The following is a 10,911-nucleotide window of genomic DNA, read 5'->3' on the forward strand; positions in this document are numbered from 1 at the left end:
AATATAGGTAAATAGGTTATGTGGTGTGACTTTAATACCCAACTATTTTTATTAGTTAACGCTTCTGATAAAGCGTCAAAACTGCTTATTTATTTTGCTATTTTTTGTGCGAAATATTTGGTTTATATCCCTATTATTATTATGGGAATATGTTGGTTTATCCGGCCTTTTTATCGTCAATTAACACTAAAAATGGTAATTAGTTTAGGAGTGGCGCTGTTTGTCACTTTTATTATTCGTCATTGTTTTTATTCTCCACGTCCTTTTGCTGTTGACGTTGGAACCCATAATCTTTTCCACGACAACACAAGCTCTTTACCAAGTCAACATGCGGTATTTGTATGGACAATTTTTTTTACTGTTTTATTCAATTACACATGCCGCTTTAGAATAGTTTTATACTTATTTGCTCTAATTGCAGTACTCGTTAGCTGGAGCCGAGTCTATCTTGGTATTCATTGGCCATTAGATATCGCTGTTGGATTTCTTGTGAGCATTATATCGGTGTATTTAATTAAAAAATTTTGGATAAGCATTAATAAATTGCTCAATCGATGGTTTTGTCGGTAGAGACAATTTTCTGCTTTAGACATACTGAATACTATATATAATGATGAACTGAGCATTTTGATTAGTTTTAATATCCAAATTAAGGTAAATCAACAATGAAGATATTAATTGTCGAAGATGATAGCTTGCTACAAAAAGGGCTATACGATGGTATAACATCCAATGGTTATGTCTGTGAAGTTGCATCAAATGGAAAGCAAGCTGAACAGTATATCCAATTTGGACAATTTAGTTTGATTATTCTAGATTTAGGGCTGCCTGATTGTGATGGGCTCGAATTGCTCATTCGCTGGCGGAAAAATCATATTTCAACCCCTGTGCTGATTTTAACTGCTCGCGATACTATAGAAGATAGAGTCGATGGTCTAGATAATGGTGCTGATGATTATTTAATTAAACCTTTTGCCTTAACTGAATTATTAGCTAGAGTAAGAGCGCTAATTCGTCGAGATCAAGGTACCGCTGATAATATTATTAGTTATGGTTCCATTACTATTGATATTAAACAGAAAAAAGTGACTCTTAATAACCAAGAGGTGGTTTTAACGCCAAAAGAGTTTATTGTATTGTCTCGATTGATGTTAAAAGCTGGCCAAAAAGTACACCGCGATTTATTACAACATGATCTTTATGATTGGCAAAGTGATCCTAGCTCTAATGTTCTTGAAGTTTATATACATGGATTACGCAATAAATTAGGTAAAAATGTGATTCGCACAGTGCGAGGCTATGGCTATCAACTTAATAATGAGCGTTGATAATTCGATTAATTTAAATTAGATAATTAAATTATGATTTCAAAATCACTGAGTAATATACGCCACAGTATTCGCTGGAACCTTTTTTTTACTTTGGGTTTTATTATGTTGGTTTGCCAAATTATAACTGTACTTTGGTTATGGCATGAAAGCAAAGAGCAAATTGATGTTCTAGTTAACTTAACGTTAAGTCAAAATAAAATCAATGAAGTCGTTGAGCACGAAGAACTTGAAGCTATTTTTGCTTTATTTTGTTCAGCTTTTTCAATGATGTTAGTGACACTATTTTTAGCATACCAAGCGATCAAACGGATCACAAAACCGCTCGAAATTTTAGAGAAAGATCTTAATCAGCGTACCGAGGAGAACCTGAAACCCATTATACCAATAAGTAATATGCGTGAAATTAAATCTATTACATCAGTATTGAATAATCTTTTTATTAGGCTCAATGCAACACTATCTCAAGAACGACTTTTTACTGCTGATGTCGCCCACGAAATGAGAACACCTTTAGCAGGGATTCGTTTGCATTTAGAATTGCTAGAAAATAAAAATAAGATTGATTGTAGTGAATTAATCAGTCGTATAGATCGTTTAGTCAATACCGTCGAACAACTATTAATGCTTGCACGAGCCAGTCAAAAATTTACAGTTGGGCAATATCAACATATTAATTTTTATAATGATATTATGATACCGTTGTCTGATGAGCTAACAGAATTGACTTGCCAAAAACAGCAAAAACTTGAATGGTATATAGCGAATAAGGATTTGATTTTTAGTGGTGATGCAACTTTGATAAAGCTTTTAGTACGTAATCTAGTCGAAAATAGCTACCGCTACAGTCCAGATAATACCAAAATCTTGGTAAGTTGTTGTCAAGATAAAAAAGACATAGTTATTACGGTCGAAGATGAAGGAAACGGCATTGATGAATCTAAAAGCGAACAACTGACTCAAGCCTTTTTTCGTATGGATCGCAAACATAATGGTATTGGACTTGGCTTAAGTATTGTTAATCGTATTGCTAAATTACATCAAGGTCTATTTACCTTAAAAAATAGACCTAATAATGTGAAAGGTGCTATTGCACAATTTCGGATTACTGATTCACATCTTCAACTAAACGAGTGATTAATTTATTTTGGCTGTTTTCTTTAATAATTGAGGCTAAAAAACGTTGCCAAGTTCGTTCAATTTTAGCTTTCGCAAAAAAAGAAATGTAATTAGCGATGGGAATAAGAGTTGAATTACCGATATTGTCGATAATAATCAAGCGGCTTTTATCTGCACTTAAATGCTGAAATAAGATATTCTTGCTTTTGATTGTCATTGTAATAATGCGATCTTTTAATAAAGCTGATTTTAGATTTTTTAATGATATAACTAAATCATCATAATATTGTTTAGTTAATTTATTATCAGCAAGGTACTTTTCTAGTGGTATGGCTATTTCACCATTATAATCTCGAATAAGCTCGAAAATATGGCCTTTACCGTAATTAGTTGAAACTGGACCATAATATTTTGCTAATGCATCAAATGCAATATTACGTCTAATAAGGTGTTTATAATAAGCTATTTCGCGGTTTGTTTCTTCTTCTGCGCCGTCATTGTAATTAACTTTAATGCATTTATTAGGATCTGTTGGATGATGATAGCATTTGCGGTGTAACCCTTTGCCTATATAATCATCTTTAGAAAGTAAAATTGTATTGTCCATTTATATCAACATGTCGTTATTTAATGTTAAGCGAAATTTTAACAGCAAGCGTTCCTTATCGCCATGATTTTTTCTTTTTAGCTCTAGCGCTTTTGTATTATTTCTGTATAATACTGCCACCCACGTTACGACAATGTTATTCCCAACGTTGTTTGCGGTTGTCGACATTAATATGGCCACTCGAAGGGGTGAGTTGGTTAATAGAGGCAATCAAAAAGTGTAAATAAATCAAAATGATTTATTAACGTGAGATTAATTAAAAATTGGATAATTACGAATGAGTACTTTTTCAGCTAAACCAGAAACAGTTAAACGCGACTGGTATGTTGTTGATGCAGCAGGTAAAACGTTAGGTCGTTTAGCTACTGAAATCGCAAGCCGTTTGCGTGGTAAACACAAAGCAGAATATACACCACATGTTGATACAGGTGATTATATTATCGTTATCAATGCAGAAAAAGTTGCTGTAACAGGCAAAAAACGCACTGATAAGATCTATTATCGTCATACTGGTTACATCGGTGGACTTAAAGAAGCGACTTTTAAAGAAATGATTGAACGTCATCCTGAACAAGTCATCGAAATTGCTGTAAAAGGCATGTTACCGAAAGGTCCTCTTGGTCGTGCAATGTACCGTAAATTAAAAGTTTATGCTGGTAATGAGCACAATCATGCGGCACAACAACCGCAAGTATTAGATATTTAAGGGGATAAAAGATGGCTGATAATCAATATTACGGTACAGGTCGCCGCAAAAGTTCCGCTGCTCGTGTATTTATCAAACCAGGTAGTGGTAACATCGTTATTAACAAACGTTCATTAGAGCAATACTTTGGTCGTGATACAGCTCGTATGGTTGTTATGCAACCACTAGAGTTAGTTGAAATGACTGACAAACTTGATCTTTACATCACGGTTAAAGGTGGTGGTATTTCAGGTCAAGCTGGTGCAATTCGTCACGGTATTACTCGTGCATTAATGGAATATGACGAAACTTTACGCTCTGCGTTACGTCAAGCAGGCTTTGTTACTCGTGATGCACGTCAAGTTGAACGTAAAAAAGTGGGTCTACGCAAAGCACGTCGTCGTCCACAATTCAGCAAACGATAATTGTAACGTTAAAGAAACATTACAAGAACATTACAATTATATTTCAGAAAAACCCAGCATTAGCTGGGTTTTTTTATGCTAATTTTTAGTATTAGAAAAAATAATTTGTCGGTTTGCTGAATAAATTTGAATGAAAAATGGTTGTTTATAAAAAAACATTATTTAACTTAATGAATATAAATAATTTTACTTTTTTATGCTAAAATTTATGCTGTTTTGAGTTTTTTGCCAATATTTGATCTTTATAAAAAGAATGCAATAAAATTCATTTTTTTTAACAAATTTGTTAACTAATTTGTTAGAATAGTAATCATCAAAACTTATTTTAATTTTTGTATATTTGGAGTGGATATGGTTGTTGCTGTTAATAAGCGTTCTGTGATGACATTATTTTGTGATACAACAGATATTTACGGACATCAGATCCGTTTTGTTCTGGCAGAAAAAGGGGTAACGGCCGAAATAGAGTTTGTAACGGCAGATAATTTACCTCAGGAATTGTTGGATCTTAATCCATATGCTTCAATTCCAACATTAATTGACCGGGACCTTACGTTATATGAACCACACATTGCATTAGAATATCTTGACGAACGCTTTCCACATCCACCATTAATGCCTGTTTATCCAATCGTACGTGCTAATTCTCGCTTAACAATGTATCGTGTAAAAAAAGAGTGGTACAGTGCTTACGAAACAATTATTGCTGCTCCTAATAGCGATGAAGCCAAAATAGCACGAAAAAATCTTCTTGATGATCTTGTTTCAATTTCAATCATGTTTAAAGAAAAAGATTATTTTATGAGTGATGATTTTACATTATGTGATTGTTATTTTGCCCCATTACTTTGGCGTTTACCATTAATTGGTATTGAATTACCAAAAGTGGCTGAAAAGAATTATTTAGCTTATATGGCACGAATTTTTGAACGTCCAGCTTTTGTTAGTTCATTAACCGAAGAAGAAAAAAGAATAAGAGCATAATCAATTAAATTTATCTTTATTTACGATAACTTTAGACAAGGTAGCCTTAATGGAACTTGAGCAAATGACTCCACGTCGTCCTTATATATTTAGGGCTTTTTATGATTGGATACTAGATAACGACTTAACGCCTTATATTGTCGTTAATACATCAGTATATGGTGTATTAGTACCGCAAGAATTTATCCAAAACAATCAAATTATATTAAATATTGCGCCACAGTCAGTTGGTCAATATTTAGCAACTAATGAGCAAATTGAATTCAATGCTCGCTTTTCTGGTATGCCTCAACATATTGTGGTGCCAATGGCGGCAATTGAAGCAATTTATGCTCGTGAAAATGGTGTTGGAATGGGATTTGAGGATGAACCACAATATCACGCACAGCGTGAAGCCTCATCTCAACAAACTGAACAAGTTAAGCCAAAAACCAACCCATTTCGTGTTGTAAAATAGTTATTTTTTGTTATCTAAAATTTTACGAAATCCAACAAACTATAAATATTATCGTTGTGCACTATTAGTGAGCAACGGTAATGTTTGTGTATAAAATTTAGTTGGCTAAAACAGTACGATAAGTAATAAAATATACATTGATATTTAGGTATAAAGTATTTTTAAATTGATATCTTTTTTAAGCTATTGAGTAGTGTATAAGCATAGACATAATGGTAGTGTTTTGTTATCTCGGAGCTTGTTGTTGTAAGTATATACAGGCTAATTATATTAGTCACAACTAAAGGAAAGAATTAATTATGATAAATTTAAATCAAATCACGGTATTGCTTAGGGGATCATTAGGCATACTACCTATGATTCCTATGCTGGCTAATGCCACAGTGAATATTAATGATACTAATATTAGTAATTACCGTACTACAGGAATTAGCACTCTCCGTAGTAATGACGATATTTTGATAGAGACCTCTTCTGCCACTGGACCACATATTAACATAAGTACTAATGGAGGAATAGGACTTGAATCGAATAGAAGAAGCATAACTGTTGGAGCACCAGGTAGCACTGATAAATTTATTATTAAAGGAAATGTTGTTGGTAACCCGGATTCTTTTTATGGTATTGCTGTAAGACAATTGGGTCGAATAGTTTCTAATAGTGAACTCGAATTCAATATAGTTGATGGTACAGGTATTTATATCTCTAGTGGCTCGGAAGGATTATTCCAAAAAAAGGTCAGTATCACAGGTACAGGTGGTTTCTACGGTATACGTAGTCACAATACATTATCAACATCCGAATCTAAAAGTGAGTTTAATGATAAAGTGTATATCACTTCTTCGGGTCGAAATAGTTCGGGTATTGTTTCTATTAAGTCTAATAATCCTAATGCGTTAGCCTCTCATTTAATTTTTAATGATAATGTTACCATTCATATGACGGGGCAAAATGATGTTGGTATTAACACGGCAGCCGAACCTGGAAGACCAAATGCTAATGTAAGTTCTACTGTTAATTTTAATAATGGATTAGATGTTATTACTGAACATGGTACAACGATTTATTCTAATCAACAAAACGGTAAAGTGAACATTAGAAGTGGTTCAAATATAAACAATATTATTTCTCGTGATAATCAGCTATACAATGCAGTAGAAGCCTATACTGGTGAAATAAATATCGATGGCAAAACAAATCTTGAAGGTAATATTTGTGCAGTGACTTTAAATGGTAGGGGAATTATTAATTTCAACCTTACCGATGGTTCAACGCTATTAACTGCGATGGAAAATGGTGTATTAATACCGTTAAGTAAAGGTGATATCAATTTATCTCTTCTAGGTAATCAAAGCCAATGGAAGATGACTGACAGTTCATCCATAGATTCATTAACGTTAGGCAATGATGCTAAAATTAGCTTTGGTTACAGCTATGCAACGCCAAGCTCAGTGGATGTTCTTAATAGCACTAATGCGATGATATTAGCGGCAAATTCATTAGCTGGTAACGGTGTGTTTGAAATGCGAACTGGGATTGGTCAAAATATCGCTAATGATTTACTTAAAATAATTGGTACTGGCTTGGCTACAGGTAATCATAAAATTACGCTTATTGATGATAAAACAGGTGCAAACTCGGTAACAGGAAATGAACGAATCACACTTGTTGAGACCGAAGGTGGTAGTGCTGTTTTTGGTTTGTCATCACAGTCTTTTGATGTTGGTCCTTATCAGTTTAATACTTTAACTAAAGTTAATGGCACTCGTGGCGCAGGTACTGAAGATTGGGTTTTGTCTGGATCACTACCTCATCAAAATGGAAACAACAACAACAATAATAACAACAATAATAACAACAATAATGTTGGTGGTAATGGTAACACTCCTAACAAACCAATAGCTAAAAAACCGCTATTAACTCATACCGCGCAAAATGCTGCCAATATTCTAAACTCAAGCTATTTAATGAATTATGTTGAAACCCAAACATTATTGCAACGAATGGGTCAACTTAATATGAATAATGGCGCCAGTGGTGATACATGGGGGCGAGTCTATACAGGTAAATTAAGTTCATTTAATGATAGCCGTTTGTCTAATTTTGATATGAACTATTATGGTTTGCAGCTAGGTGTTGATCGACAACTTGATAATGATAACTACGATATCTATTACGGTATTATGGGAGGCTTTAGCCGAGGTAACATTGATCATAACGTGGGCGATGGCAACACCAAAAGTTATTCTGCTGCATTATATTCTACAATGCAAACACATAGTGGCTTATATGTCGACAGTTTAGTGAAGTATATGCGAATGGCAAATAAATTTAATAGTCGTACTGGTGGTGGTTATAACGTTAAAGGTGATGGCGACACAGACGGATTTTCAGTTGGTGCTGAAGTTGGACAACGCTTTTACTCGTCTGAATGGTATATTGAGCCACAAGCACAGCTAACGTATTCTCGCCAAAATAACACAACAATTAAAGCGACTAATGGATTAAAAACCAAATTAAGTAGCTATAACTCATTAATTGGTCGAACTAGTGTTATTTTAGGTTACGAAATACAAGACGTTGATAACCCAGCAAATATCTACTTTAAAACTGGTTATCTAAAAGAATTTGATGGCGAAACAGCTTACACCTTTAATCATGTAGCTAAAGAAAAATATGATTTTGGTGGTAACTGGTGGGATAACGGTATTGGTATCAATATGCAATTTAACAAAAATCACCAAATTTATGGTGATATCGTTTATTCACTTGGTAACAAGTTTGATCAAAAACAAGCAAATGTAGGATACCGTTACAGCTTTTAAATAAATGAACATGATTTTGTTTTGTTTGTATAACAAAATAAAATATTCATAAAAATAACAATAAAACCCATTGATCATCTAGGTTAATGGGTTTTATAGTATTTTAATATCATAAAGTTTTTACTTAAAAATCTTTCAGGAAACACATTTATTTCACTAATATTTTCTATTTTCATTCAAAATCAAAAGTTTATACAACATTTATAAATGTTATGTCCCCTAGCAAAACCATAAATAAGTGCTTTAATAACAGCTATTTATCCCCCCAAAATTGGTCAGAAAAAGTATTGATTTTATTTAGTTGTTTTAAATCTAAAGCATTGCTTGGCCAGCAAATCTTTACAAAATTTAACAGAAAAAGGCTGAGTCTTTATTTCCTTGTGGAATATAATTTCACATCCAGACAAATGTCCGCATTATTAAGCAAGCAAACAATTCTAAAATCTCCATAAAAATTTATTTAATAGGTAGATTGTTATGTATTTTAATTACTCAGTGTATTTTTTTTGTTATCAAGGTTATTGTAGTCATCAAGATTCATCACGAGCTTTATTTTTACCACTGAATTTAGCGAAATTATTAGTAATTTCACTGTGGTCGATATTTTTATCAAAATCGCCATTGTTCTTTTCACCCTTGTTATTCCTTTTTTCGTTTAGTGTACAGGCGTTGTCGGTTTACACCTCAAAAGTGATTGAAGGTTCTGCTCCGTATTTAACATTTGATGGAGGTCGAACTAAGTTGACCACTACTGACATGTTATTGGCTATTAAATTGCCTGATGGTAGAATAATCACATCGTCAACCAATACATCAAGTGCAACAAATCCAATAATATTACCTGCTGAAAGTACTTTGGGTAGTATAGATATGTTAGTTCCGTCATCAACTAATTCAGTGAGTTTAAATGACTTAATTACTCAAGGTAACTGGGGTGATGATGATGGTGATGATGGGCAGGATACAAGTGGTGCAACGGCTACTGGGAGTATATCAGTATCATTTACGGATAAAGAAAATCGAACAGTAAGTCGTAGTGACACATTAAGTATATGTAGTGCTCCTTATAAGGTAAAATTAACTAGTACTGCTGGTAGTTTAACCACACGTTATGGTGTGCCTAATAGTAGTACTTTTGTTGGAGGTACTGCGACTTATTATATCAAGCCGGATTCTTCTGGTAGTTGTTACTCTGTGCAATCAGTCAGGCCCAATTTGTTATTCGGTGGCACTATTGGCATCAATTCTCTCGAAAACCCTCGCTACGCAGGACCATCTAACATATGGAGTCCAACAAAGGGTTTCTTCACTCAATCTACAAATTCATCATCTTATGGTCTAAATTTTCCGACGACAGGTGCTGATGGATTGTATTTTGATTTACTCATAGATGGAGTCGATGCAAGTCAATTGACATGGTCTCCAGTCATGCGTGGTGGGATAACGGTTACCGTGACAAGTATAACAGCTAATGATAGATGGATCCCTAGTGCTGATAGTGGAAAAATTGTCGCACGTGTTAAGTTAAATGGTCCTAGGGCGAGTGATGCTCAGATAAACGCAGCTAATCCTAGTCCTTTAACAGCGCCATCTTTGCCACAAACGTTTGAGTTGGTCGGTAGAGATAGTCATGGTAATGAAGTGAGGTATGGATTTGTGTTAAAGCAGTGGTTTGTCAATCGGGGTAATCAACTGGGTTATCAGTCTGATCAAATATCTTGGTGTAGTCGTTTGGGTTATCGTGTACCACAAGTCGGGGAGTTAACTAATGCGAAATGTGGTGTTAATACCGACTTCCCATGTATAAATGGTATAGATGGAGCTACGCCTCGCTCATCTGATAATGGGTACCAGCGACGAATAGGATCAGGATTTCTCACGGAATGGGGCCACATGTACCTCTACGTTGACGCGGGTTTTGTCAATGGCAATGTTTGGGCAAGCGACTCTGCAGGTAGCAATGGCCTCTCTGTTTACTCGGGCTACGGCAGTGTCTACAGCGGCAGTGCCACCTACAGCCGTTATGGCCTTTGCATCGCACCTTAGTTTTTATTTCTTAGTTCTTAATTCTTAGGCCACGAGGTAGTTATGGTGCAAAGAGAGGACAATCTAGCAAAGAACAGCGCCCTACGTAGTTGGGGCGCCTTATTGGAGCTGCGCTGTTGTGTTTTAAGTTGGTGTTCTATTTTAGCGCGGTAATATTTCGGACATGATCACGGTAGTTATTTTGAATACTAAACTGCAAACGTTCGAAACTACTACACTTAATTCATTCTATGCACCAACCAAAAAAAAGTCCTTATTTCTTACTAAAAATTAGTCAGAAAAGGTATTGATTTTATTGACGTTTTTGTATGGTGCTTTTTTAGTCAAAAAACACTACCCAAAACCATTCTCCGAAGCACACCAACGTAAGCTGATTTAATCTTTAACAAAACTTTAAATTTTTTAACAAAAAACTAGCGTATTATTTTTCAACAG

At 34.5% G+C, this 10,911-nt stretch carries 10 protein-coding genes; 9 read left to right on the forward strand and 1 reads right to left on the reverse strand.

From position 1 onward, the window contains the following. Positions 1-18: 18 nt before the first annotated feature. From GQ598_RS09030 to pmrB, 3 genes are all read left to right on the forward strand, one after another. Complete coding sequence (locus GQ598_RS09030) at positions 19-570, forward strand: phosphatase PAP2 family protein (RefSeq protein ID WP_160403837.1); 552 nt, start codon at positions 19-21, stop codon at positions 568-570. Between the two features lie 95 nt (positions 571-665). After that, a complete protein-coding gene (gene pmrA, locus GQ598_RS09035) occupies positions 666-1,328 on the forward strand; it encodes a two-component system response regulator PmrA (protein WP_160403839.1) in 663 nt (220 codons plus the stop codon). 105 nt (positions 1,329-1,433) lie between these two features. Next, the gene (pmrB, locus tag GQ598_RS09040) at positions 1,434-2,465 is read left to right on the forward strand and encodes a two-component system sensor histidine kinase PmrB (RefSeq protein ID WP_237410346.1); all 1,032 of its coding nucleotides are present in this window, start codon (positions 1,434-1,436) and stop codon (positions 2,463-2,465) included. On the opposite strand, the gene GQ598_RS09045 is transcribed toward pmrB, so the two are convergent. After that, positions 2,434-3,054 (reverse strand): YrbL family protein, encoded by a 621-nt coding sequence (locus GQ598_RS09045; protein WP_160403842.1) that lies wholly within the window; start codon positions 3,052-3,054, stop codon positions 2,434-2,436. The genes pmrB and GQ598_RS09045 overlap by 32 nt on opposite strands. A gap of 277 nt (positions 3,055-3,331) precedes the next feature. Between GQ598_RS09045 and rplM the strand changes: the two genes are divergently transcribed. From rplM to GQ598_RS09075, 6 genes are all read left to right on the forward strand, one after another. Beyond that, positions 3,332-3,760, forward strand: coding sequence for a 50S ribosomal protein L13 (rplM, locus tag GQ598_RS09050; RefSeq protein ID WP_065566227.1), 429 nt, complete (start codon positions 3,332-3,334; stop codon positions 3,758-3,760). Positions 3,761-3,771: 11 nt separating this feature from the next. Next, entirely contained in the window at positions 3,772-4,164 is a 393-nt protein-coding gene (gene rpsI / locus GQ598_RS09055; RefSeq protein WP_034915459.1) for a 30S ribosomal protein S9, read from the forward strand. A 351-nt stretch (positions 4,165-4,515) separates the two neighbouring features. Continuing rightward, positions 4,516-5,148 (forward strand): glutathione S-transferase N-terminal domain-containing protein, encoded by a 633-nt coding sequence (locus tag GQ598_RS09060; RefSeq protein ID WP_091350867.1) that lies wholly within the window; start codon positions 4,516-4,518, stop codon positions 5,146-5,148. A gap of 49 nt (positions 5,149-5,197) precedes the next feature. Further along, positions 5,198-5,605, forward strand: a complete 408-nt coding sequence (locus GQ598_RS09065; RefSeq protein WP_160403844.1) for a ClpXP protease specificity-enhancing factor — start codon at positions 5,198-5,200, stop codon at positions 5,603-5,605. Between the two features lie 299 nt (positions 5,606-5,904). After that, positions 5,905-8,430 carry an autotransporter outer membrane beta-barrel domain-containing protein gene (locus GQ598_RS09070; RefSeq protein ID WP_160403846.1) on the forward strand — a complete coding sequence of 842 codons (2,526 nt, stop codon included), beginning with the start codon at positions 5,905-5,907 and terminating at the stop codon, positions 8,428-8,430. A gap of 477 nt (positions 8,431-8,907) precedes the next feature. After that, positions 8,908-10,476: a hypothetical protein gene (locus GQ598_RS09075; RefSeq protein WP_160403847.1), complete on the forward strand. Its 1,569-nt coding sequence runs from the start codon at positions 8,908-8,910 to the stop codon at positions 10,474-10,476. The last annotated feature ends 435 nt before the right edge of the window (positions 10,477-10,911 follow it).

The organism is Gilliamella sp. Pas-s95 (assembly GCF_009795795.1).
In the GTDB taxonomy this organism is placed as follows: domain Bacteria; phylum Pseudomonadota; class Gammaproteobacteria; order Enterobacterales; family Orbaceae; genus Gilliamella; species Gilliamella bombicola.

Excerpts from the sequence above, each read along its gene's own strand:
- GQ598_RS09060 (WP_091350867.1), top strand. The coding sequence starts at position 4,516 with ATGGTTGTTGCTGTTAATAAGCGTTCTGTGATGACATTATTTTGTGAT.
- rpsI (WP_034915459.1), top strand. The coding sequence starts at position 3,772 with ATGGCTGATAATCAATATTACGGTACAGGTCGCCGCAAAAGTTCCGCT.
- pmrB (WP_237410346.1), top strand. The coding sequence starts at position 1,434 with ATGTTGGTTTGCCAAATTATAACTGTACTTTGGTTATGGCATGAAAGC.
- GQ598_RS09065 (WP_160403844.1), top strand. The coding sequence starts at position 5,198 with ATGGAACTTGAGCAAATGACTCCACGTCGTCCTTATATATTTAGGGCT.
- GQ598_RS09070 (WP_160403846.1), top strand. The coding sequence starts at position 5,905 with ATGATAAATTTAAATCAAATCACGGTATTGCTTAGGGGATCATTAGGC.
- GQ598_RS09045 (WP_160403842.1), bottom strand. The coding sequence starts at position 3,054 with ATGGACAATACAATTTTACTTTCTAAAGATGATTATATAGGCAAAGGG.
- pmrA (WP_160403839.1), top strand. The coding sequence starts at position 666 with ATGAAGATATTAATTGTCGAAGATGATAGCTTGCTACAAAAAGGGCTA.
- GQ598_RS09030 (WP_160403837.1), top strand. The coding sequence starts at position 19 with ATGTGGTGTGACTTTAATACCCAACTATTTTTATTAGTTAACGCTTCT.
- GQ598_RS09075 (WP_160403847.1), top strand. The coding sequence starts at position 8,908 with ATGTATTTTAATTACTCAGTGTATTTTTTTTGTTATCAAGGTTATTGT.
- rplM (WP_065566227.1), top strand. The coding sequence starts at position 3,332 with ATGAGTACTTTTTCAGCTAAACCAGAAACAGTTAAACGCGACTGGTAT.